Annotated in this window: 20 protein-coding genes; 6 read left to right on the forward strand and 14 right to left on the reverse strand. The window is 62.0% G+C overall.

The features are described 5' to 3' along the window. Position 1 precedes the first annotated feature (1 nt). A complete protein-coding gene (gene modA, locus ACI3L3_RS12120; protein WP_404845388.1) occupies positions 2–739 on the reverse strand; it encodes a molybdate ABC transporter substrate-binding protein in 738 nt (245 codons plus the stop codon). 135 nt (positions 740–874) lie between these two features. Between modA and ACI3L3_RS12125 the strand changes: the two genes are divergently transcribed. After that, positions 875–1,945 carry a TOBE domain-containing protein gene (locus ACI3L3_RS12125; RefSeq protein WP_404845389.1) on the forward strand — a complete coding sequence of 357 codons (1,071 nt, stop codon included), beginning with the start codon at positions 875–877 and terminating at the stop codon, positions 1,943–1,945. A gap of 308 nt (positions 1,946–2,253) precedes the next feature. Here ACI3L3_RS12125 and ACI3L3_RS12130 read toward each other — a convergent pair whose 3' ends face one another. The 9 genes from ACI3L3_RS12130 to ACI3L3_RS12170 form a co-directional block, all read right to left on the reverse strand. Continuing rightward, on the reverse strand, positions 2,254–2,781 hold the full coding sequence (locus ACI3L3_RS12130; RefSeq protein WP_404845390.1) for a TonB family protein: 528 nt from the start codon (positions 2,779–2,781) through the stop codon (positions 2,254–2,256). Beyond that, positions 2,781–3,203 (reverse strand): ExbD/TolR family protein, encoded by a 423-nt coding sequence (locus tag ACI3L3_RS12135; RefSeq protein WP_404845391.1) that lies wholly within the window; start codon positions 3,201–3,203, stop codon positions 2,781–2,783. The genes ACI3L3_RS12130 and ACI3L3_RS12135 overlap by 1 nt, the downstream gene beginning before the upstream one ends. Beyond that, positions 3,196–3,798, reverse strand: coding sequence for a MotA/TolQ/ExbB proton channel family protein (locus tag ACI3L3_RS12140; RefSeq protein ID WP_404845392.1), 603 nt, complete (start codon positions 3,796–3,798; stop codon positions 3,196–3,198). The genes ACI3L3_RS12135 and ACI3L3_RS12140 overlap by 8 nt, the downstream gene beginning before the upstream one ends. Continuing rightward, positions 3,795–5,618, reverse strand: coding sequence for a CobW family GTP-binding protein (locus tag ACI3L3_RS12145; protein WP_404845393.1), 1,824 nt, complete (start codon positions 5,616–5,618; stop codon positions 3,795–3,797). The genes ACI3L3_RS12140 and ACI3L3_RS12145 overlap by 4 nt, the downstream gene beginning before the upstream one ends. 94 nt (positions 5,619–5,712) lie before the next feature. Then, the gene (locus tag ACI3L3_RS12150) at positions 5,713–6,882 is read right to left on the reverse strand and encodes an MBL fold metallo-hydrolase (RefSeq protein WP_404845394.1); all 1,170 of its coding nucleotides are present in this window, start codon (positions 6,880–6,882) and stop codon (positions 5,713–5,715) included. 25 nt (positions 6,883–6,907) lie between these two features. After that, on the reverse strand, positions 6,908–8,311 hold the full coding sequence (locus ACI3L3_RS12155) for a hypothetical protein (protein WP_404845395.1): 1,404 nt from the start codon (positions 8,309–8,311) through the stop codon (positions 6,908–6,910). Position 8,312: 1 nt separating this feature from the next. After that, complete coding sequence (locus tag ACI3L3_RS12160) at positions 8,313–8,567, reverse strand: hypothetical protein (RefSeq protein ID WP_404845396.1); 255 nt, start codon at positions 8,565–8,567, stop codon at positions 8,313–8,315. Between the two features lie 27 nt (positions 8,568–8,594). Further along, entirely contained in the window at positions 8,595–9,269 is a 675-nt protein-coding gene (locus ACI3L3_RS12165; protein ID WP_404845397.1) for a FadR/GntR family transcriptional regulator, read from the reverse strand. Between the two features lie 311 nt (positions 9,270–9,580). After that, positions 9,581–10,855: a diguanylate cyclase gene (locus ACI3L3_RS12170; protein WP_404845398.1), complete on the reverse strand. Its 1,275-nt coding sequence runs from the start codon at positions 10,853–10,855 to the stop codon at positions 9,581–9,583. A 368-nt stretch (positions 10,856–11,223) separates the two neighbouring features. On the opposite strand from ACI3L3_RS12170, the gene ACI3L3_RS12175 reads away from it, so the two are divergent. Further along, a complete protein-coding gene (locus tag ACI3L3_RS12175) occupies positions 11,224–12,138 on the forward strand; it encodes a LysR family transcriptional regulator (RefSeq protein WP_404845399.1) in 915 nt (304 codons plus the stop codon). A 117-nt stretch (positions 12,139–12,255) separates the two neighbouring features. Next, positions 12,256–12,867: a LysE family translocator gene (locus ACI3L3_RS12180; protein WP_404845400.1), complete on the forward strand. Its 612-nt coding sequence runs from the start codon at positions 12,256–12,258 to the stop codon at positions 12,865–12,867. 67 nt (positions 12,868–12,934) lie between these two features. Here the strand turns inward: ACI3L3_RS12180 and ACI3L3_RS12185 are convergent, their stop codons facing one another. From ACI3L3_RS12185 to ACI3L3_RS12195, 3 genes are read right to left on the reverse strand one after another with little or no spacing between them, the layout of a single operon-like run. Then, a complete protein-coding gene (locus ACI3L3_RS12185) occupies positions 12,935–14,014 on the reverse strand; it encodes an ABC transporter ATP-binding protein (RefSeq protein WP_404845401.1) in 1,080 nt (359 codons plus the stop codon). A 1-nt stretch (position 14,015) separates the two neighbouring features. Beyond that, entirely contained in the window at positions 14,016–15,740 is a 1,725-nt protein-coding gene (locus tag ACI3L3_RS12190; protein WP_404845402.1) for an ABC transporter permease, read from the reverse strand. Between the two features lie 37 nt (positions 15,741–15,777). Beyond that, complete coding sequence (locus ACI3L3_RS12195; protein WP_404845403.1) at positions 15,778–16,854, reverse strand: thiamine ABC transporter substrate binding subunit; 1,077 nt, start codon at positions 16,852–16,854, stop codon at positions 15,778–15,780. A gap of 355 nt (positions 16,855–17,209) precedes the next feature. On the opposite strand from ACI3L3_RS12195, the gene ACI3L3_RS12200 reads away from it, so the two are divergent. Then, entirely contained in the window at positions 17,210–17,602 is a 393-nt protein-coding gene (locus ACI3L3_RS12200) for a transcriptional repressor (protein WP_404845404.1), read from the forward strand. A gap of 220 nt (positions 17,603–17,822) precedes the next feature. Continuing rightward, positions 17,823–18,611, forward strand: coding sequence for a hypothetical protein (locus ACI3L3_RS12205; RefSeq protein ID WP_404845405.1), 789 nt, complete (start codon positions 17,823–17,825; stop codon positions 18,609–18,611). Positions 18,612–20,076: 1,465 nt separating this feature from the next. Here the strand turns inward: ACI3L3_RS12205 and ACI3L3_RS12210 are convergent. After that, entirely contained in the window at positions 20,077–20,517 is a 441-nt protein-coding gene (locus ACI3L3_RS12210) for a response regulator (protein WP_404845406.1), read from the reverse strand. An 892-nt stretch (positions 20,518–21,409) separates the two neighbouring features. On the opposite strand from ACI3L3_RS12210, the gene ACI3L3_RS12215 reads away from it, so the two are divergent. Then, entirely contained in the window at positions 21,410–22,108 is a 699-nt protein-coding gene (locus ACI3L3_RS12215; protein WP_404845407.1) for a Crp/Fnr family transcriptional regulator, read from the forward strand. The last annotated feature ends 112 nt before the right edge of the window (positions 22,109–22,220 follow it).

The raw sequence follows: 22,220 nt of genomic DNA on the forward strand, positions 1-22,220 counted from the left end.
GCTATTTGTAACCGTACCTGCTCTTGATGGCTTGCACTTCGGGGCTGGCAAGGAATTCCACAAAGCGCTGTGCGGCGTCCTTGTGCTGGGCGTTTTTCAGGATGCAGGCGGCCTGCACTACGCTTGGCGCGTTGTCCACAACAACGTAGGAGCCAGCGCGGCCCTGGTCCGAGAACATGGACGAATAGGCGCAAAAGCCCGCGTCAGCCGCGCCGGTTTCGGCGTACTGAAACACCTGCGCGATGGTTTGAGCATAGACAAGGCGCGGGGCCAGCGCGTCCCACAGGCCGGCATCCTTGAGGGCGTTCATGGCGGAGGTGCCGTAGGGCGCGGTTTCAATATTGGCAATGGCGATTTTGCTCAGCTTCGGGTCGGTGACGGCCTTTTGCCATGTGGTGGCGGAAAAGTCGGCGGACTTGGACCAGAACACAATTTGGCCCTTGGCGTAGACAAAGGGTTTTTCGGCCTTGCCCGCGGCAAACAGCAGGTCTGGGCGGCGCTGGTCGGCGGCGAGGAAGACGTCAAAGGGCGCGCCGTGGGTAATCTGCCCATACAGCTTGCCGGTGGAGGTGTAGGTGGCCTGTACGTCAAGGCCGGTCTTCGCCTTGAAGGCGGGGATGATTTCCTGCATGGCGGGCATAAAGTTAGCGGCCTGCGCGACAAGCAGGTCCGCGGCCAGCGCCGACGAGGCCGGAAGGCTCAGTAGCGCGGCAAGGACAAGGGCGAAAAGGCGTTTCACGGTGAATCTCCTGAAATGTAAAAGGATTCAGCGGTTGACAGAACCGTCAGCGCAGGGACAATACGGTCAGAACACGGAGAAGAACAACCCGGTCACGCGAATGCGTGAAAGCGTGACTGTGAAGGAGAAAACGGCATGACGCAGGATTCACCGCGCGGCACCAACGCGGACAGGCTGACGCCTTCGGACGTGTTTGAAGTGCCCGAGGGTGTGGAGCATCTGGACGCAGGCGCATTGGCGCGGCTGGAGCAGGCCTTTCGCCGTTGGCGCGATGGCGCGCAGCGGGTGGACCACCAGCGTTCGCGCACGCGGGTGCTCTTGCTGTTTCTTGTTCTGCGCCACAGCGGTGCCAAGCTGGGCGAAGTGCTGGACCTTGATGAGCGCGAGCATGTGGACGGCGGTCGCGATATGGTCCTGCTGGGCAAGGGCGAAGCCCGGCGCGAGGTGCCCCTGCCGCGCGCCGTCTGCCGCGAAATTCGGGCCTTTATGGAAAGTCCTCTTGCCGCGGGGCTGGACGGGCAGGTCTTTCATCTGGACCCCGGCTACGTGCGCCGGATGTTCTATTCTCGCGCCGAGGACTGCGGCATACCACGGCGGCTTGGCGCGCCCAGCGCCTTGCGCCGGTCCCGCGCGGTGGAGATGCTGCGTAGCGGCGTCCCCCTCGGCGTGGTGCGCGAGGTGCTGGGGCAGTCGTCCGCGAACCTTGCGGAGGTGTACCAGCAGTGGTCGCGGCAGGATGTGCGCAGCATTGTGCGGCGGCTGGCCATTGGCGATGGGCCGGTGAAGTCCAGCGCGCGCAACTCCTTTGCAGGGCATGTACGGCACGTGCGGCGTGATGTGGTCATGGCGGAAGTGGAGCTGGAGACGGCTTCGGGCCAGCGGCTGTGCGCGGTCATCACGGCGGAGAGTTTGGACGCGCTGGGCATTGAGCCGGGCGTGAGCATTGCCGCCACGGTGAAGGCGCCGCATGTGGAAGTCCGCCCCGCGCCGGACGGGAGCGTGCAGAGTACGCGCAATTGCCTGCTGGCAACGGTATCCAGCGTGCGCTCCACCGAGGTGCTGGCCGAGGTGTCGGGCGTGACCCCGGACGGCTTTGAGGTCTGCGCCCTTGTCTCCACCAGTTGCCTGAACGACGCGCCGCTGCGCCCCGGCGATGTGGCGGAATTTCGCTTTAAGGCGCTGTCCGTCGTGCTTGCCGTACTGTAGCGCGGGCGGGGTGAGAGGGCGCTTCTGTTCGTGGGAGGGCACGTTGTGGCGGCGCACAGGGCTGACCGGGGCGCATGTGGCGCGCCGGGAGAACGAGGGGCGTCTGCCAGCGCAGCACCGTGAAGACCCCGCCTACGGGAAGCATTCCGGTACACAAACGAAGAAGGGCGGCGTAGCCCCCCTCTTTTTAGAACTCCTCAAAACGGGAGAATCAGCCCGCCACGTCGGTTGGAGGGTGCCTCTCGGAGAATGTGTTCGTCCTGCGGTTTTCCCTACCGCAGTCATGGCGCGTCCGCGCCGAATCCTCTCTACAGTCCGTATTGATATTTGATGGTGAACCGCGCTGTGACGGGCATGGTGCCGGTGGCGCTTGGGCGCGTGATGCGTCCACTGGTGGCGCGGATGGCCTCGCGCGCGGCGGCGTCAAGGGCGGCGTCTCCGGAGGAGCGCACAAGGCGGATGGCCGTAAAGCTGCCGTCTGCCGCGATGGTCAGGGCAAAGCGCGCCTTGCCGATGAGGCGTTCGCGCGTTGCGCCTGCTGCGCGGAATTTGGCGCGTTCCACTTCCTTACGCACGGTTTCAAGGTATTGCCGTAGCAGGCGCTGTTGCCGTGCACGGTCCGATTCCTCGCCGCCTTCGCCTTCGCCGGACGGCGCGGCCATGTGCTGGCTGAGAGACATGCCGCGCGGGGCCGTGGACGCGCTGACGTCAAGGCTCACCGGGATGGCGGTCACCGCCGCGCCTGTGGACGCCGTTGGCGCGTAGCCGCCGTGCAGCAGCAGGAAATGGACGAAGACCGACGCCGCGAGGCAGGCGGTCCAGAGGTTCTTGGACATTACGAGGCCGCGTCCTTGGTCGAGCCTGTGGCGATGACCATATTATCCACACCGCACCCGCGCGCCACGTCCATGGTGGCGATAAACGCGCCGACATTGGCCTGTGGCGAGGCCTTGAACAGCACCTGCGCCGGGCGCTGGGCTGGCGGGGCCTGCATGGCGTCGCGCAGGATGAAGCCAAGGTCGTGCAGGGTGATGTGCTCGTCGTTGCAGGTGAGGGTGCCGTCGGCGGCGAGGGTGATTTCCAGCGACTGGCCCGTCACCGGGCGCGAGGTTTCAGCGGGCGGCAAATCAACGTCCATCCCCTTGGCCGTGAAGACGGCGGACACCACAAAGAAAATGAGCAGGATGAACACCACGTCCAGAAGCGGCGTCATATCTGGCCGCGCCGGACGGACCGTGCGTTTGACCAGTTCAACCATCGCGGCGCTCCATGGCGTCGATGAGGGTGTTTGCCGTGCGCTGCATGGCAAAGGCCGCCTTTTCCTGCTGACGGCGGAACCACGCATGGGCCAGCAGGGCCGGGATGGCGACGGCCAGCCCTGCGGCTGTGGTCAGCAGTGCCTGCCAGATGCCGCCGGCAAGGGTGGTGATGTCCACTGCGTTGCCGGCCGAAGACAGGCGCGAAAAAGCGTCAATCATGCCCAGCACAGTGCCCAGAAGCCCCAGCAGCGGCGCGGCGCTGGCCGTGGTCGCCAGAAAGTCCAGCCGCCGCCCCAGCGTAAAGAGGATGCCCTCGCCCGCCCGCGTCGCGGCGGCTTCGCGCTGTTCGCGGCCGGAATTCGTGAGGATGGAGCGGAACAGCGGCGCGTAGGCCGGCGCGGCTTCCTCGGCGCTGTGCAGGGCTGAGTCGGTGTTGCCGTTAGCGGCGGTTGCCGTAATGTCCTGCACGGTGTCGTCACCGGGAAAGCGTGACGTGCTGAAGAGAATGAGCCGTTCAATGATGACGGCAAGGGCGAGGACGGACAGGATGATGATGGGCCAGAGCATCACTCCGCCCTGTTCGAGGTAGGTCATTGCGCGGTGTCCTGTCGTATGGCTCCGGGCAGGCAGTCCAGTCCGGAGGCTTGGGGATTGCGGCCGATGGCAACGAGGAAGGAGGTGTCGTCAAATCCATCGCCCAGTGGGGTTATGTCGTAGCGGCCTGCCACATACTGCACCACAAGCGGCTCCTGCGCGTCCGAGCAGCGGACAATGCCCTTGATGCGGAAAATGTCCGCCGGGCAGGCGCTGAGAGCCTGCGTGAGTGCGGCGCGCGGCAGGGGTGCGTCGTAGGTGAACCGCGCGGCGCTGAAGCCTTCGTCCGCATGGGAGCCGTGGGAGTGCTCCGGGACAGAGGGCATCAGGCCGGGCGCGGTTTGGGTAGGGTCGTCGTTGTAGAGCAGGCCGGGGTTCATCTGCGCGTGGGTGGTCTCCACCAGTGGCGCGCGGGAGTTGAGCTCCCGGATGCGCTGCTTCAGCGCGCCAAGCGCGTCCGCGCTGACAAGGTCGCATTTGTTCACAAGGATGATGTCCGCCGCGCGCACCTGATTGCGGGCGATGTCCGTGTCGTCAAGGACGGCGGCGTTGGCGGCGTCCACAAGGGTAGTGACGGAGTCGAACCGCACCAGATGGCGAAGCTGACCGATTTCATCCAGCAAATTGAAGGGATTGGCGAGGCCTGTGGCCTCAAGGACGATGGTCTCGGGGCTGTAGCTGGCCATCAGGCGCTCAATGCCGCGGGCAAGGCTTCCGGCAAGGGTGCAGCATACGCAGCCTTCATCAAGCTCCACAATGGAGTCGTCGCCCTGCAGGAGCTTGCCGTCCACGCCGGTTTCGCCGATTTCATTTTGAATGATGGCGACCATTTCGTCGCGCGCGGCGTGGTATTCCAGAAGCTGATTCAAAAATGTCGTCTTGCCCGCGCCCAGAAAGCCGCTGAGCACGATGAGGCGGGGGCGCATGTCAAAAGCGGCGGCGTGCTCGCCCTGCGTAGCAAGGGCGGCGAGGTCGTGGGTGCGCCACCACAGGGCGGTACGGATGTCCTCTGGCTGGTCGGCCTCGGCAAGGGCTGTGTTGTCTCCTCCGGGAAGGAGGACCGCCAATGCTTCGCTTGAGGGGCGGTCCCCCCATCCGAGGCTGTCGATGAGGGTGGAGGAGGCGACAGCCCGGAAATGTCCTTCCCGTCCGGGGATGCTGGGCGATTGCGGCGCGGTGGTGGTGCGCCCGTAGCGGCAGGGGGCCTCGCCAAGGCTCAGGGACAGGGCCGCGCCCATGGCAGTGAACAGCGGCAGAGCCAGCTGACGTTCCGGCAGGTCCTCTTCGGCTTCGCCCGGAGCGATAAGCCATCCGCCGTCCGGCAGGGGCACGCCGTTTTCACTGATGACGCGGCGGCGCTCGCTGGCGCTGAGGGCGAGGAGCAGGGCGCTTTCGTCATCCTTGAGCATGAGGGTGACGACGCCGATGCGGAAGGCGCACAGGGCGTCTCCCCAGTTTTCGAAGGCGCGCACGCCGTCGTCGTAGCCCGGCTGGGCCGCGATGTAGGAGGCGACAAGGGCCATGGATTCTAAAATCTCTTCATCCTGCGCGGGGAAATAGTACAGGTTCAGTGTGGCCTGCGGGCCGCTGGGCGTAGCGGTAACGTCTGCTGTGGCAACGCCGTAGACGCCGGGGCGGGCGTCCAGCTTGCAGGTCCACGCCCGTCCGCCGCCAATGCATGGGGCCATGCCGCGCCAGCCGGTCAAACGCTTGAAGGGGCGCTCCTGACAGGCCACAAGCAGGCTGTTGACGATCATGCCGGGAAGGCTGGCGGCGCTGACAGTGCCGCGGGATGGGGGCAGGATGGAGGAAAGATTCATGGTGCGTGTGCCTCGCGCTGGAAATATGGGCCCCGGCCCGCGTGCGCGGGCCGGGGAGGATGGGGACGAGCGGAGTCCCCGCTAGGGTACTTGGCTAAACGCCAAAGGTTATCTTGTCACCGTTGCCGAGGTAGTCCTTGGACGCCGAGCGGAAGCGTGCGGTGCCGCGGACCACGGGGTATCCGGCCTCGATGAACTTTTTGGCGGTAAGGTGACCGGTGCAGTGGTTGCAGCCAATGCGGTCAAAGCCCCAGTCGCCAAGGGAGATGACGAGGTCGTCGTATTTGGGATCCCAGTCCTCAAAGGGCGAGATGTGCAGGCCGCCGTAGATGCCGTAGAACTTGTCCTTGTCGTACTTCAGCTGGGTGTAGGCGAAGTCCGCAAACTTCAGGATGCCCTGATGGCAGCAGCCGGAGATGAGCACAAGGCCCTTGCCCTTGACGTTGAAGGCAAGGGAGGTCTCGCCAAACACGCGGTTGATGATGGGCACGTCGAACTTGAGCAGCGCCATGCCTGGCGTGATGTTGGTCACGGGCTGGTCGGCGATGTGCAGATTGCCGGTGTGGCCGCAGTCCTTGATGTACTGCAGGCCTTCCTCGTAGAAGCCGTCATGCACGTAGAGTTCAATGTTCGGGTCGTACTTGGTGGTGACGGGCAGGCCCCAGAAGTGGTCCCAGTGCTCATGCGAGATGAACAGCCCCTCGATTTCACCGGCCTGCAAGAGCTTGTCGATGCCCTCGCGCTTAAAGGCGGCGTCCATCCATGTGTAGGACCAGCCGGTATCCAGCAGGTACTTGTGGATGGTGCCGTCCATGGCCTCCACCTCGATGAGGCAGGAGTAGCCGCCGGCGTTTTCGGGGTGCAGGGTCAGGCCCTGCTGGATTTCCCACGCCTTTTCGAGGTCGTGCGGCAGCAGGTGCTTGATGGAGTCAATACCTTCCTTATACGAGCCCTTGGCCGAACCCTTGCCGTTGCCGAAGGGGGGCCAGTTCAGGGTGTACTGGTTCACCAGCAGGCCGCCGGCCTTGTGGATGTCGCCGATGAGGTGGGCGTTGTTGAACCAGCTGGTCTCGGAGATATTGGTTACGCGCACGCTGCGGCATTCGCCGAAGTCCTGCATTTTGCGCTTGGGGTCGGGCATGCGGTCGTAGGCGGACGGGGTGTAGGAATACAGGCCCATTCCGGCAAAAGCGCCCACGCACAGGCCTGTGGCCGCGCCTTTCATGAAGTCGCGTCTGTTGACGCCGTTTTCGTTCTTGCTCATTGTCGTGCTCCTTTGGCCTTCGCGCCTACTTGATGATGGTGATGTTTTCGCCGACCCAAGGCAGGACGGTGATCATCAGCCAGTACAGCCCGACGCCGCAGGCGAGGCCCACGGCCAGACCCTTGGCCAGCGCGGACGTCCACTTCACGTCGCTGGCGACGATTTCCTCTTCCACTTCGCGCAGTTCGGCTTCGGTCTTGCGTTCGGCCTTCCAGCCGGGCCAGCCGTCCATGAACCACACATTGATGAGGAAGATGTTGATGAGCCAGATCATCGGGATCATCGGGAACTGCTGCGGATGCGAGAAGCCCTTCTGCGTGCCGAGGAACAGGTGCGAGGTCTTGTAGTAGATAACGTAGACCACAACGGCCATTACGGCGGTGAGCAGGGTGCGCAGGCACACGTTCACCGGGCGGCTGAACTTGTTGGGCCAGTTGCCGCAATAGAAGTTGAGGTACAGGGTGGGCACCAGCCAGAAGATGGCCATTTCGCCCACGTGCAGCCAGCGCCAGTCCGGAGCCATCAGGCGGCGGGTGCCGCGGATGGTCTCGCCCCAGACGAGGTCCTGCGCATAGAAGAGGAAGTAGCACAGCGCCAGCGCCACGCCGATGATGCCGAAGAACGATGCCGTGCGGCGCAGCCAGTCCGTCTTGATGAGGTTGAAGGGATAGCGCTCCCAAATGGTTTCATACAGCCACACCACCACGGTGCAGCACATAATCCACGCAATGTGGAAGTTGCCGGACACGGTGTTGGCAAAGCTCTCCCAGTAGGGCGGGCAAATGGCGGTGAACTTCTGCCAGGGGTAGAAGAGAATCGCCATGTGCGAGTGCATGGTCAGGAAGTAGACAATCATGCTGAAGAAGAACGTCACCAGCACGATGGTGATGCCGCGCGCGGGCTGCTTCAGCTTGCCCCACGGGGCGTTTTCGCAGGCGACCACCCAACTGGGGGACAGCCACGAGGCGATGGCGGCAAACATCATAATGGCCTCGGCCGCGTACTCAATGGCGTAGAAGTCCGAAATGCCCATGTCGATGAGGCGGTCCGGGTCAAAGTAGGCGATGCCGAAGTTGCCGAGGATGTCGACGAAGAAGCCCTTAATCAGCAGTACCATGGCGGCCACGCTAAACAGCGTAAGCACGGAGCCTTTGATAAGCGGGTGCGTCTTTTCAAGCCATGAGCGCTTGAAGGGCCAATAGTCGAAAATGTAGGCCACCCAGATGAACAGGATGAGGAGCCAGCGGCACACCATGTAGCCCACGTACGGGGTGTACATGCGCATCATGCCGCGCGGGTCCTGGAATATCCACCAGGTCACGTAGAAGAACACGGCAATAAGCAGCGTGTTCACAAGGGCCGGGATGGGCCCGTTCCAGCGTTTGACCAGCTTGCGACTCTCCAGATAGCTGAAACTGCTGTGGTCCATGCTATTCTTTCTCCTTTGCCGAACGGTTGGACGGGGCGATGCCGTCACTGTGTTGCCGTTCGTCAGCTCTCGTTGATTGCGGTTCCGCGTCCGGAACCAGTTCACGCAATTGCCCGGGCGTGACCGTAGCCGGATCGATGCCCATCGCCATGGCGCGCATAAAGAGTTCCCGTTCGCTCAGGGGCTGTGGGGCGTCCTCGTCCTGCGCCGCGGCGAATCCACCAAGGATGCGGCTGAAGAATTCTCGTCGTTTCATGAAATCGTATGTGAATCGTTCGTGCGGCTAGTCCGCCAGCACAAGACGGCTGAATGTATCAATGCAGCTTTCCGCAAGGCTTGCGGCTTCCTTCATATTGCCGGTGCGGATGGCGTTGATGAGTTCCACATGGCTGGCGAACAGCGCGTCCACCACCACTTCCGACAGGCCCGTACCGCCGATGGACAGCCCCTCGGCGGCGGTGGCCAGCTCGCGCAGGAGCAGGGTCAGAAAGTCGTTGCCCGTGGTCTCCGCCACAGAAAGGAAGAACCCGATGTACTGGCGCGCCACGTTTTCCATATCGCGGTTGACGATGGCGCGGCCAAGGCGCGCGGTGGCGTGCTCCAGCTTGTCGATGTCCGACGCGGTGTGGTGTGCGGCGGCGCGCCGGACCAAACCGGGAACAGTGACGGAGAAGGCCTCCAGCAGTTGCCCCGCCATGCGCGAGTTTGCGCCGGTACGCAGGGCCTCCCAGCTCAGGCGGCCTTGGGGATTTTTGACGTAGCATCCACTGCGGCGGCGGATTTCCACGTAGCCCATGGTTTCAAGATTGCAGAGCGCCTCGCGGATGGTATTGCGGCTGGTGCCGAACAGTTCCGCAAGCCGTCGTTCTCCGGGGAGTCTGTCCCCTTTGGAAAAACGGTTGCTTTGAATCATGGCCGCGATTTTTTCGCAGACGGAGTTTTTTTGCGCGAGCTGCATAGTCTGGTCCAACCAGTTTAAGGTGAATCACCATGTGTAATGTGCACTGCTCACTGGATTATAAAGAGGCCACCAGTGCGGCAAGGATTTTGTGAAAAACATGGCACAAACTGGTTGGGCCAGTAGGCCTGTGGAAGTGGCGCGTGGCGCAGTGAAAAAGGCGAAAAGGCAGGAGTGACGGGGAATTTGCGCGGGCAGGGTATGCGGGCGCTTCACGTCGGGCAGGTCAAAAAAACGCGGCGACCCGCGCAACAATGTGCAGGAATCGCCGCGTTATGCAGACTCTGGATGGACCAGTTGGGCGGAACTGGTCAGGAGGTGGATAAACAGCGTTGCAGTTCGCGCTGGAAGTCCGTGAAAATGGGGCTGAACAGGGCGGGGGAGTCCTCGTCGTAGTTGCCGACTGTTGTGGAACAGAAGATGAGCACAAAGCAGATGTCGCCGTCCTTGAAAAAGGGCTGCGCGTAGTAGGAGCGGATGCCGCGGGGGATGAACAGCGCCCAGTCGATGGGCTTGATGCTGCGGGAGGTGTCGTTCACCACAAGGTGGGTGAGGCCGAATTGGACGATGTTTTCAGCTATGGACCCGGTGTAGGAGTGGGTGTCGTTTTCCCGCACGCCCTCAAAGGGAAGCCCCGCACCGGTCACCTGTATGGTGTCGTTGTCCGGGAAAATGCGCGAGAGCATCACCGCGTCCGTCCCCGTGCCCGAGGGCAGGTTGTGCAGGATGGCGGCCAGCAGGTCGCGCAGGCTGGTGCTGGCGTGCATGGCGCCGGCGATGTCCGGCACGGACAGGCCTGTTTGGGGCTCCGGCGTTTTGCGGTGGGCCACGGGGGCGGAGGCTGGGTTCAGGGCCAGCCACAGCAGGTTCTGCCCGTCGCGGGCAATGGCCCGGATGCGCGCGTCGGCCACATGCACTGCGCCGGATTTGTCCGTGATGCTGACCTCGCCGTTCCAGCTGTCCGAAAAGATGAGGCTTTCGTAGGCCGCATGCAGGGTGGCGCTGGTGGTTGCGCCCAGCAGGGCTTTAACGTCCAGCGTGCGCAGTTCCTGCTCCGTGTAGCCGAGCATGGCGCGCGCGGCGGCGTTGGCCATGGCGACCCGGCGGTCATGGAAGCGCAGCAGGATGACGGGCGTGTCAAAAAGATCAATTTTGGTGGCAAGGCCGGGGCGTTCGGACAGGATATGAAGGCTGTTCATCTGCCGGGTGAAGTCCATCAGAAAGCCCACGGAACAGCATGAGAACACCGGGTCCGGCATGCCCGCCATCTTAATCCATTGGAGGGTGCCGTCGCTGTTGGTGATGCGGAAGATGCCGCTCATGGGGCGGCGGCTGCGGATGCTGTCGAAACACTCGCGAAAGCGGGGCCAGTCTTCGGTCAGGACCAGCTCGCGGGCAAAGGTCATGTTTTTGATGAGCAGGTCGGACTTTTCCGCCAGTCCGGGCAGGCGATGGGTATTGAGCAGGGTTATCTCGTTTTTAATGATGTCGATTCGCCAAAACAGGGCGGGCACGGCGTTGAGATAGGCGGGAAGCGTGTCCCGAAGCTGCTCTATGGCTTCGGACGGGGTTTGCCGTGAGGTCATGATGGTTTCCTTCGCTCTAGAAAATGCGTTGCTGTGCGGCGCTTCCGTCGTGGTGCCCCTGACGGCGCGGCCTGCGTGGCGCATCCGCCGGCAGGGCCGCGGTGCGCAGATGTCGCCGGGACGGCCATCGTCCGGGCGGGTGGTGGGGATAGACCGCTTCCTTCACGTGCGCAAGCAGGAGGAGGTGTGGTCCAACCAGCCGTGGACGCAAGCTTTACGGGGTCTCCACTGTGGCAGGGATACGCCATGGTGACTCCCCTGTCCAGTGAGCAAGGGCCGCACGGCAGGGGGTGGACTATCTCCCGGTGGACTGAAAATGAGGAGAGATATGACTTGACGTCATGCGCTGTGTGCGTGAGAGTCCTGCCATGCCACTTGCCGATGTGAATCTGAATCTTCTTGTTTCCCTCAAGGCCCTGTTGGACGAGCGTCACGTCAGCCGTGCGGCGGCGCAGTGCAACGTCACCCAATCCGCCATGAGCAAAAACCTTGCGCGGCTGCGCGATATGTTTGGCGACCAGCTTCTGGTTCGCAGCGGCAACCGTCTTGTGCGCACGCCCCTTGCGGAGCGCATTCTGCCGCAGCTTGACAGCGTTCTGCGCGATGTGAGCGCTGTGGTGGAAGCCGGTGGATTTAATCCCGCCATCAGTCGCCGCAGCTTTACGGTGTCCATCACGGACTATCTGGCCCAGCATGCCTTTCCGCAGGCGCTGGCTACGGCTTTTTCCGAGGCTCCGGGCGTTTCCGTGGACCTGCGCATCTGGGACGTGAATGCCGAGGACGCCCTGCGCGACGGACGCGTGGATGTGGCCTCGTGCATGCTGTACGGGCAGACCGCGCCGGACATCGTCTACCACACCCATGGCGAGGACGGCTTCCAGTGCCTGATGCGCGAGGGACACCCCGCCGCAGATGGCGTGCTGACCCTTGCCGATTATATCTCCCAGCCGCATGTGGTCATCACTTCCGGCACGGACAAGCAGCGCGTTATCGACACGGCCCTTGCTCACACGGGCAAACGCCGCCGCGTCGCCCTGCGCGTACCGCTTTATGCCGCCGCCATGCGCACCGTGGCCATGACGGACCTTCTTCTGACCCTGCCGGGGCACATTGCGCGGCATCTGGCCAGCCACCATGGGCTGGTGGTGCGGGATTTACCCTTCCCCTCGCCGCGTTTCAAGTATGGCCTCATGTGGCATCGCCGCACCGACGCGGACCCGGCCAATGTGTGGCTGCGCGGTCACCTGTGGCATAACTTGCAGGCCTTCGGCGTCATGCCCTGACGCGGCGGTATTCCTTTTGGGCATGAGAACCGTGCCTATTAATCATTTCCAAACATGTTTTCGGAGCGTTATCCCCCTCATCGGCGCAATGGCGCCAATCAGGAGGATTTTGAGAATATGTTTGAAACGCTTGCTACGCTGCTGACTGTGGCCTTTGTGGCCCAAATCAGCCCCGGACCGGACATGATGATGCTGGTGCGGCATTCCACGGGCGGAACGCGCGTTCCCGCCGTGGCATGCGCGCTGGGCGTGACCGCAGGATTCTGCGTGCACGTGAGTTTGTCCGTGCTGGGACTGGCCGTGTTGTTGCAGCAGAATGTGATGGTGTTCAACGCAGTACGCTATGCCGGTGCGGCATACTTGCTGTGGATAGGCGTCAGTTGCTTGCGAAGCCGCTCCGGGCTGGACCTTTCCGGGACCGACGGGTGCGCGGCGGCCAGCTGGCGTATGGGCTTTCGTGACGGGCTGTTCTGCAACCTGCTGAACCCCAAGGTGACGCTGTTCGTCCTGAGTGTGTTTACGCAGGTGGTCAGCCCGGAGACGCCCATGCCGCAGAAGCTGGTCTGCGGCGCGGCCCTTGTGGCGGAGTGCTTCGCCGTGTGGCTGCTGTTTGTGCTTTTCCTGCACACTCCGGCCCTGCGGCGCATTCTGGAGCGCAGGCAGGGCGTGCTCAACGCCTTTGCCGGGGTGGTGCTGTGCGGCCTTGGCGGGGCGATTCTTATCGCCTAGTCCCCGCGCCACATAAGAGTCTTTTGAAAAAGGCGGTCTTCCTGAGGGAAGGCCGCCTTTTTGCGTGCTATGCGCCGTATTCGGCGTCCAGCAGGACGAGGGATTCGTCCGGGACGGTGATGGCGATGGGGTCGCCCACCGGGGGCGGCGTGGGCGCGAGAGGGAGCAGAACGCGTACCAGCGTTTGCGCCGTGGCTTCCAGCGTTATCTGGATGCTGTGGCCGAGGAAGGTTCGCTCGCGCACGGTGCCGGAAATGATGGATCCGCAGTCCGGGTGCTTCGCCATGGCGGCGTGGATGTCCTTTGACTTGGCGATACGCGCTCCCTCGGGCCGGATGAGCAGGTGTGTTGGCTCCTCAGCGGCCTGCGGCGCGCGCAGGGTGCCAAGGGCCGTCCGCACCGTGCGTCCTTCGGCCCCAAGAACGGGGTAGATATTACGAAAGCCCAGAAAGCGGGCCACGGTTTCGCTTGCCGGGCGGGTGTAGACATCCTCCGGCGCGCCCATTTGCAGCAGTTTGCCGTCGTCAAACACCGCCACCTTGTCCGCGATGGCAAAGGCTTCGGATTGGTCATGCGTCACAAAAATAGCCGTGACGCCGACGGTTTTAAGGATGTTTCGCAGGTCGCGGGCGAGGCGTTCGCGCAGGGCGCGGTCCAGGGCGGCCAGTGGTTCGTCCAGCATCAGCAGACGCGGCTGGGGCGCAAGGCTGCGCGCAAGGGCCACGCGCTGGCGCTCACCGCCGGACAGGTCTGCGATGTTGCTGTCCTCCCGTCCTTTAAGGCCCACCAGTTGGAGCATCTCCGTCACGCGCGCCGCGCGCTGCGAGGGGCTGTCGCCGCGCATGCGCAGGCCAAAGGCCACGTTCTGCGCCACATTCAGGTGCGGAAACAGCGCGTATTCCTGAAACATCATGCCGAATCCGCGCTGGTGGGGCGGGATGGCGTGCAGCGGCGCGCCGCCAAGGTGCACCGCGCCGGAGTCCGCGCGCTCCAGCCCGGCGATAATGCGTAGCAGGGTGGTTTTGCCACAGCCGGATGGTCCCAAAAAGCACAGCACCTCGCCCTCATCAAGGCCGAAGGAGATGTCGCTGAGGGAGTAGCGCGCGTCGAAGCGCTTGGTGATGGCGGAAACGTGAAGTAAAGACATGCTAGAACTCCCCCCGGTCGCGGGGCGTGCATTTTTCAAGGATAAGGAAGCCGATGGCCGTCACCAGCATGAGCAGGGAACTCATGGCCATGGCTTGTGTGTAATTTACCGCGCCGGGCTGGCCCAAAAAGCGATAGATGGCCAGCGGCATGGTGGGCGTCTGCGGGCGCGCCACAAAGACCGTCGCCCCGAATTCCCCAAGGCTGATGGTAAAGGCGAATACGGCCGCCGCCGCCACGGTGCGGCTGATGATGGGCAGGTCGATGCACCGCCACACCCGCCAGGGCGACGCGCCAAGCAGGGCGGCGGATTCCCGCAGGTTATTCGGAATGGAGCGCATAACGGGCAGAACCGTGCGTACCACAAAAGGAAACGCCACAAGGCTGTGCGCCAGCGGCACCAGCAGTAGCGAGGACCGCAGGTCCAGCGGCGGTTCATCCAGCGCGATGATAAATCCAAAGCCCAGCGTCACCGCGGAGGTGGACAGCGGCAACATGAACAGCGGATCAAGTACCGCATTCAGCCGCCGCGAATCGCGCGACAGGCCATGCGCCGCGCACAGCCCAACCACCAGCGCAATGCCCAGCGTGGCAAGGCCATAGCCCACGGAGGTCGCAATCGCCTGCCCCGGCGGCACAAAGAAAATGGAGTCGCTGGTGGCGGTAAACAGGCGGGTGTAGGCGTCGAAACTTAGCCCCCGCGCCGAGCGCAGCGATTGCAGCACAAGGGCGGCCAGCGGCAATCCACTCAGCAGCGCGATGCCGCCGCAGACGCACCCGACCAGCACGCGTTGCCGGGAGCCAGCGCAGGTGCGCGGCGTGCGCCGGGCCGCGCTGGTGGAGCGCGGTGCGCGGCGTTGCAGGCGGGTATAGACCCACATCAGCGCAAAGGTGAACAGAATTTGAATCAGCGACAGCGCCGCCGCCATGGGCAGGTTGAAGACGTGCACCGCCTGCCGGTAAATCGCCACCTCCAGCGTGGCAAAGTGCGGCCCGCCAAGGACGAGGATGACGCCAAAGGAGCAGAAGCAGAAGATAAATACCAGCACGCCCGCTGCCGTGAGCGCAGGCATAAGCAGCGGCAGCGTCACAGTGCGAAACGCCCGCAGGGGTGACGCGCCAAGCATCCGCGCGGCGTCCTCCAGCGCTGGGTCCAGCGTCTCCCAAAAGCCACCCACAATGCGCAGGACCACGGTGAAATTATAAAACACGTGCGCCAGCAGGATAATCCAGATGGTGTTTTCCAGATGTACCGGCGGCGCGTTGAGGGAGAAAACGCGCATGAGGGCGCCATTAACAAGGCCGCTGGGGCCAAGCAGGGCGCTAAACGCCGCCGCCACAACAATGGTGGGCAGAACAAACGGAATGCCCGTCACCGTGCGCAGCAGGCGTTTGCCCGGAAAGGCATAGTGCGAAAAGACATACGCCGCAGGGATGCCCGCCAGCATGGTCAGCGCTGTGCTGGCCGCCGCCTGCCATGTGGTGAACCACAGCGTGCGCAGGTAGTAGTCCGAAGCCACAAGCCCACTCAGCCGCGCCGGGTCAAACGTTCCATCCGGAAAGAAGCTCAGGCCAAAGATGGAGAGCAGCGGATAGAAGTACAGCACGGCCAGAAAGAAAACCGGCACACTTATAATGATATGAACGGCGCGTAGGCGGATGACCGATGCCTCCGTTGGAGTGCGGTGAATGCGTGCAAGGGGCCGCCAGTGCGGAACAACCGCCATGACAGCCCCCACGCGTGAATGTGCTTGATGACTCGCCTTAGCGCAGGACGGTGGTGGTCCAGCGCTGGATGAAGCGCTCGCGCCCTTCGTCGATGGCCTTTGGGCTTAGCGTGGCCGGAGCGTCCAGCGTGGCGGCGTAGGCGCGGAAGACCTCGGGCAGTTCGGCCTTGGCGTTTGCCGGGTATACCCACATTTGCAGCGGAATATCCTGCTGGACTTCGGCGGAGAGCAGGAAGTCCACAAAGCGTTCGGCCAGTTCGCGCTGCTTCGTGCCCTTGAGGATGCCGGCGAACTCCACCTGACGGAAGCCGGACCCGGCCGTCAGCACGGCGGCGGTGGGGGCGTCGTCTGGCTTTTCCTCGGCGTAGTAGACCTCGGCCGCGGGGCTGGAGGCATAGCTGACCACAATGGGCCGCGTGCCGTCAGAGGCGGCGGAGAATTCGCCCCAGTAGGCGTTCTTCCAGCTATCGGTGATTTTGACGTCGTTCTGCGCGAGCTGCTGCCAAAATGCAAACGCGCCCTCTTCGCCAAAGTGCCCCACCGTTGCCAGCAGGAAGGACAGACCGGGAGATGACGTGGCGGGGTTCTGCACCACGGTCAGCCCCTTGTATTCCGGGCGCGTCAGGTCTTCCAGCGAGGTGGGGGCGGGCAGGCCCTTGGCCGCGAACCATGCCTTGTCGTAATTCAGGCACACATCGCCAAAGCTGACGGGCAGCAGCCTGTGGGCGCTGTCCAGCTTCAGGCTTTCCGGGATGTCCGCAAGAGCCGGGGCGTTGTAGGCTTCAAAGATGTCTGCGTCTATGGCGCGGCTCAGAAATGTGGTATCCACACCGATGAAGATGTCCGCCAGCGGATTGCCCTTGGCAAGGATGCACTGGTTCAGTCCCGCGCCGGCGCCGCTGGTTTTCAGGAACGCGACCTTGGCCCCGTGTTCCTCTTCAAAGCGCTGTACAAGCTCTTTGCTGATGCTGAAACTATCGTGGGACATGACTGTCAGCGTTGGCATTTCGGCTGGCTTGTCCTTGGCGGACTGCGCCGTGGTGGCGCTGTCGTCGCCGCACGCCGCAAGGGCGAGGGTCAGGCACAGGGCGGCGAGGGTGAGGAATCTGGACATGGTGGAGTCTCCTTTACTGGTGACGGAATTGGCCTGAGGCGGGGCCGGGCCTTCCCCGCCGCGCTTTTGAGCCGCGTTGCGCGAGCTTTCGGGCTACGCGCAAACTGGGCGAAAAGCCCCGGACGAAGCGCGCTGGCAGGGCGCGCGCAGTGGTCGTATGGTGCACGTACATCAATAGGAAAAGGGCGGTGTTGTCAACGTCCGTGCGTCAGACAACGGTTTCGCGATTTGCTTTTTTCCCGTATTCAGGTGAGAAACCCTTGACGAAAGCGCCCTAAAGATGGTTACACCCTCCGCCCCGGAGTCCGTGGTTTCGGCATAAATAAACGGTTCTTTCAACAATCACAAAGAAGAGATGAAGCGAAACACCCCTCAAAGACAAGCCATCGTTCAAGTGTTGAGTGCTGCCCGTCGTCCTCTGAAGCCGGAGGAGATACTCAGTCGCGCGCAGGCCATAGTCCCGCGTCTGGGCATTGCCACGGTCTACAGAAACCTCGCCAAACTCACCGAGCTTGGCGAAATTGATCAAATTCTCCTCCCCAACCAAAAGGCGCACTACGAGAAGCGCCGCCGCAAACGCCATCACTTTTTCCAGTGCCTCCGGTGCCACAGGGTTTTTGACCTGGAACCAGCAGAGGAGGACTTCAGTGAGCTGTTGCCCACAGGCTTCACGCTGGAAGGATACGAAGTTGTTTTGCAAGGGATTTGCGAGGGCTGTCAGGATTCCGGAGACGACGCTCCGGCCTAGCCGCCGTTCCGTTCCGTCCTGCCGTCGCTCAGACAGCGCATCTCGTGCGGGTGGCGGCCTGCGTCTGCCGGGAAACCGGTGCGCCCTCAGCCCCGCCGCATCGGCGTAGACCGACGTTCCCCGGTCATCCCGCGCCCCGGTCATTCTTCAACCGTATCGCCCACGCCTCAGGCAGCCCCGTCGTGCCGTTTTGTGCGGCGGAGCAATATCAGCGTAACTCATGGAATCGACACTTCTTCTCGGCCTCGCCGCCGGGTATCATTATGGCGATGTGCGGCCCTTTGCCGCGTCTCTGGAGCAGTCCGGATTTCGCGGCGACTGCGTTCTTTTTATTACGCCCACCACCCGCGGCGCAGATCGCATTGCCGCCCACGGCGTGACGACCGTGCCCTTTGAGCGGCCCGCCGAAAAGGCGCACATACCCTATAATGCGTGGCGGTACGTGCTCTATCGCGATTGGCTCGCAAACGCCCCGCGCCGTTACTCCCGCATTCTGCTCACAGACGTGCGCGACGTTATTTTTCAGGCTGACCCCATGGCCTACGCGTGGGGCCCCGGCGTCAACGTCACCCTTGAGGACGCCTGCACCAGCGTTGGCACCTGCCCCTACATGACCAAGTGGGTCACCGGGCATCTTGGCGACGCCGCGTGGCGCGCCATGGCACAGTGCCGCGTCTCCTGCTCCGGGACCACCGTGGCCGCGCATGGCCCCATGCTCGATTATCTGGACCGCATGATTGCCCATCTCAAGGGCTACGTGCCCCAGAAGGGTATGGCGGGCTACGATCAAGGCGTACACAATCATCTTCTGCACACCGGGCAACTGCCCGAGGTGACCTGCCACGACAACTCTGGCCCCATCCTCACCCTCGCCATGAAGCCCTCCGCCCCGGCCATCGATGCCGAGGGCCGCATTCTCAACGACAACGGCGACCCCGCCGTCATCGTCCACCAATACGACCGTAAACCCGACCTCTTCGCTACCCTGCGTCAGCGTTACGCCCAATAGGCGGCGCTGTGGCGTGCGTCGTGGTAACGCCATACTGTTGTTACCTCCGGTGGGTTAAGGATTTCATCCTTAACAATCCTCTTATGGGGGGGACGGGAGTGGGGCGTGTGGCGCGGTGTTTGTGAGCGCCCTGCACGGCGTAGCCCTCCATATGGGGATCCATAAGGGAGTCACTCCCTTATGTCGTCGGAGACAAAAGCGTGTGGCGTTGGCGCGCGGTAGGCTGTGGCACGTCGCGGCGGCGCTGTGGCGTGCCGTGTGGTGGCGCCATGCTGTTGTTCCCTCCGGTGGGTTAAGGATTTCATCCTTAACAATCCTCTTATGGGGAGATGGGAGCCGGGCGTGTGGCGCGGTGTTTGTGAGCGCCCTGCACGACGTAGCCCTCCATATGGGGATCCATAAGGGAGTCACTCCCTTATGCCGTCGGAGACAAAACCGTGTGGCGTTGGCGCGCGGTAGGCTGTGGCACGCCGCGGCGGCGCTGTGGCGTGCCGTGTGGTGGCGCCATGCTGTTGTTACCTCCGGTGGGTTAAGGATTTCATCCTTACCAATCCTTTTATGGGGGGATGGGAGTCGGGCGTGTGGCGCGGTGTTTGTGAGCGCCCTGCACGACGTAGCCCTCCATATGGGGATTCATAAGGGAGTCACTCCCTTATGCCGTCGGAGACAAAAACGTGTGGCGTTGGCGCGCGGTAGGCTGTGGCACGTCGCGGCGGCGCTGTGGCGTGCCGTGTGGTGGCGCCATGCTGTTGTTACCTCCGGTGGGTTAAGGATTTCATCCTTAACAATCCTCTTATGGGGAGATGGGAGCCGGGCGTGTGGCGCGGCGTTTGTGAGCGCCCTGCACGGCGTAGCCCTCCATATGGGGATCCATAAGGGAGTCACTCCCTTATGCCGTCGGAGACAAAAGCGTGTGGCGTTGGCGCGCGGTAGGCTGTGGCACGTCGCGGCGGCGCTGTGGCGTGCCGTGTGGTAGCGCCATACTGTTGTTACCTCCGGTGGGTTAAGGATTTCATCCTTAACAATCCTCTTATGGGGGGGACGGGAGTCGGGCGTGTGGCGCGGCGTTTGTGAGCGTCCTGCACGACGTAGCCCTCCATATGGGGATTCATAAGGGAGTCACTCCCTTATGCCGTCGGAGACAAAACCGTGTGGCGTTGACGCGCGATAGGTCATTGGGTGAAGCTGGAAATGGGGTGCGTGGGCGATGTTTTGGGGCGTTGGGTGAAGCTGGTGTCAGGGTGCGGACAGCTGTATTGTCGGCTTGGTGACGCTTTCTGGTGGCGATTTTGGAAGGATTTTCGCGAAAAAATTAAAAAAGAGCCGCCCGGTCAAGGACGGGACCGGGCGGCATTCGGTAGGCATCACGCGCAGTACGGGGTGCGTGGTGTCTTTTTTCCCTCCGCGCCGGGAGTTTCACAAGGAGGAAAGCGCGGAGGCGCGGAGGGAAAGTGAACGATTTTGGCTAGGCGTGCAGTGCTCCGGAGCCGGCCGTGGAGGCCGGAGCGGGGATGAGTTCGACGCGTTCTGCGGCGGTGGTTCCCTTGTCACTGCGCAGGAAGCCCTTACGGATGGTCTCCAGCAGGTCATTTTGCTGGTAGGGCATGGCGAGGTAGCCTTCGGCGCCCTTGAGGCCCTGCAGCATGGTGACCTTGTCCTGTCCGGCGAGAACAACCACGGCGGTGCGCGGCGCGCGCTGCTTCAGGTTTTCGAGGGAGCGGCGGGTGCAGAGGTTCGGCGTGGTGGAGTCGATAACCACGGCATCCAGATATTCCGGCATCTTGTCGAGTGCCTGGGAGCAGCTCTCGGCGGTCAGCACGTAGCAGCCTGCTTCGCGCAGAAGGGTGGAAGCCTTTTCACTGCTGTACGGATCTTCGATAACGAGAACGGAAAACATCGTTTGCATTTTGGTACCCTCCGGGGAGGTTTTGTGAAAAAATTAACGCTGTGTTGGACGTTTTGTATATCGTTTCAGAGCAAGCCTGTGGGGTGTGAAGACTGTCTTCTACCTGACATAGAGCTTGCTTAAGAGAGTTAAGCAATGCAACTACAGTGAACAGTGTGTGTTGTGTGTGATGTTGCATTGATGTAACTGAAAAAAATTTCAAAGAACTTGCTTTCTCTTAAAGAGACTCATGCGTCAGTTTTGCGTTGGTGTCAAAAGTGTCGCGTCCATGACATTCTGTCTTGCAGTCAGGGAGATGATGGGCGTTGTTTTGGAGTGAAAGAGGGATGGATAGGGTTTATAGACGCACAATGAAAGATGATAGTATAATTCTCTCTGATGTGAGAGAGATGAAAATTGAAGGAACAACTGTGAATATGAATGGTGTGATGTGTTTAAGATGTTCGTCTTGTTCGGTGTTATAGAGAGTTTAGTTTTATTTTGTTCCATAAAAAGTGGCTCTGCATGCCGAAAAAAATCTATGCTGGTTTGCAGGTACAGACAAATTTTTTGAAAAATTTTGTCTTTTTCGCGTGGCAGAGTGCGGCATGTCTTGCTTGCGAAGTTTTTCTCAATCGGATAAGAAGCTCCTCGCAACGAATCGAGGCGATGAGGGGAAAGTTGGGAATGCTGCCGGTACCCCCAGTCTGAAATGAGAGTAATTCTCTGCTCGCAACTGGAAAATCCGGCAAAATCGCCCAAAATCGGGATTGATAACTTGGCCATGGTTTGGCACCATCGGAACCCGTAAACTTGATCAGCATTTGACACCACACCCAGGTTGGCTGCCCGGAAACTGGCGCAAAGGCTGACACCCAATACGCGGGAAACCCGAGCCGAGGAAGACATGAGTATGATTACACACACGAGTCTGGCACCCATGAATATGCTGGAAGTTCTGGAAAGCCCCGAACACGCGGAATTCTCCGAGCTGTTTCGCGAACGGCGCTACCTGAAGAACAACATGATCCTCACCCCGTCCGAGGCCGGGAACCAGATCTTTGTGGTCAAGCGCGGCCGCGTCCGGGTGTTCCTCGCCGACGATGACAAGGAATTCAACCTTGCCATCCTGAAGGAAGGCGATGCCTACACCACGCACACCCGTGCCTGCCTGCAGGCCCTGACCGATACGACCATCCTCGTGTCCGAGATGCAGACGTTCGGGCGTCAGGCTGCGGACAGCCCGTACTTTTCCATGGCGACCCTGACCCTCTTGGGCGAGCACCTGCACAACACGCTCAACATCATCAACCGCCTTGCCTTTAAGGACATCAAGATGCGCCTGTGCGACTTCCTGCTGCAGGAAGCAAACGACAGAGGCGAAGAAAACCGCGCTGGCGTGGTGGTCTCCACGGGGCTGTCCGTGAAGCAGATTGCCGATTTTGTCGGCTCCACGCGCCAAACCGTGTCCACCCTGCTCAATGAGATGCAGAAGGACGGCGTGCTCACCAGACTGAGCCGCGGCAAGTATGTGGTGCATGATGTGACATCGCTGGAAGCAGGAGCTTCGTCGCAGCAGCGCCCGTCAATGTTGCGCCAGCAATCCGCATAGGCTGTGCAGGCGTGAAGGCGCGAATTCACTGGTATCCGGGAGGATAAGACGTCGTAGAGACGACAAAATATTGCGAAGTGTCAGCCAGATTACGGTTTTTTACCTAGACGTA

The organism is Desulfobaculum sp. SPO524 (genome assembly GCF_044987625.1).
GTDB lineage: Bacteria > Desulfobacterota > Desulfovibrionia > Desulfovibrionales > Desulfovibrionaceae > Desulfobaculum.

What these genes read in the sequence shown, in the direction of transcription:
- ACI3L3_RS12125 (WP_404845389.1), top strand. Translation starts at nt 875, where the DNA reads ATGACGCAGGATTCACCGCGCGGCACCAACGCGGACAGGCTGACGCCT.
- ACI3L3_RS12130 (WP_404845390.1), bottom strand. Translation starts at nt 2,781, where the DNA reads ATGTCCAAGAACCTCTGGACCGCCTGCCTCGCGGCGTCGGTCTTCGTC.
- ACI3L3_RS12135 (WP_404845391.1), bottom strand. Translation starts at nt 3,203, where the DNA reads ATGGTTGAACTGGTCAAACGCACGGTCCGTCCGGCGCGGCCAGATATG.
- ACI3L3_RS12140 (WP_404845392.1), bottom strand. Translation starts at nt 3,798, where the DNA reads ATGACCTACCTCGAACAGGGCGGAGTGATGCTCTGGCCCATCATCATC.
- ACI3L3_RS12145 (WP_404845393.1), bottom strand. Translation starts at nt 5,618, where the DNA reads ATGAATCTTTCCTCCATCCTGCCCCCATCCCGCGGCACTGTCAGCGCC.
- ACI3L3_RS12150 (WP_404845394.1), bottom strand. Translation starts at nt 6,882, where the DNA reads ATGAGCAAGAACGAAAACGGCGTCAACAGACGCGACTTCATGAAAGGC.
- ACI3L3_RS12155 (WP_404845395.1), bottom strand. Translation starts at nt 8,311, where the DNA reads ATGGACCACAGCAGTTTCAGCTATCTGGAGAGTCGCAAGCTGGTCAAA.
- ACI3L3_RS12160 (WP_404845396.1), bottom strand. Translation starts at nt 8,567, where the DNA reads ATGAAACGACGAGAATTCTTCAGCCGCATCCTTGGTGGATTCGCCGCG.
- ACI3L3_RS12165 (WP_404845397.1), bottom strand. Translation starts at nt 9,269, where the DNA reads ATGCAGCTCGCGCAAAAAAACTCCGTCTGCGAAAAAATCGCGGCCATG.
- ACI3L3_RS12170 (WP_404845398.1), bottom strand. Translation starts at nt 10,855, where the DNA reads ATGACCTCACGGCAAACCCCGTCCGAAGCCATAGAGCAGCTTCGGGAC.
- ACI3L3_RS12175 (WP_404845399.1), top strand. Translation starts at nt 11,224, where the DNA reads ATGCCACTTGCCGATGTGAATCTGAATCTTCTTGTTTCCCTCAAGGCC.
- ACI3L3_RS12180 (WP_404845400.1), top strand. Translation starts at nt 12,256, where the DNA reads ATGTTTGAAACGCTTGCTACGCTGCTGACTGTGGCCTTTGTGGCCCAA.
- ACI3L3_RS12185 (WP_404845401.1), bottom strand. Translation starts at nt 14,014, where the DNA reads ATGTCTTTACTTCACGTTTCCGCCATCACCAAGCGCTTCGACGCGCGC.
- ACI3L3_RS12190 (WP_404845402.1), bottom strand. Translation starts at nt 15,740, where the DNA reads ATGGCGGTTGTTCCGCACTGGCGGCCCCTTGCACGCATTCACCGCACT.
- ACI3L3_RS12195 (WP_404845403.1), bottom strand. Translation starts at nt 16,854, where the DNA reads ATGTCCAGATTCCTCACCCTCGCCGCCCTGTGCCTGACCCTCGCCCTT.
- ACI3L3_RS12200 (WP_404845404.1), top strand. Translation starts at nt 17,210, where the DNA reads ATGAAGCGAAACACCCCTCAAAGACAAGCCATCGTTCAAGTGTTGAGT.
- ACI3L3_RS12205 (WP_404845405.1), top strand. Translation starts at nt 17,823, where the DNA reads ATGGAATCGACACTTCTTCTCGGCCTCGCCGCCGGGTATCATTATGGC.
- ACI3L3_RS12210 (WP_404845406.1), bottom strand. Translation starts at nt 20,517, where the DNA reads ATGCAAACGATGTTTTCCGTTCTCGTTATCGAAGATCCGTACAGCAGT.
- ACI3L3_RS12215 (WP_404845407.1), top strand. Translation starts at nt 21,410, where the DNA reads ATGATTACACACACGAGTCTGGCACCCATGAATATGCTGGAAGTTCTG.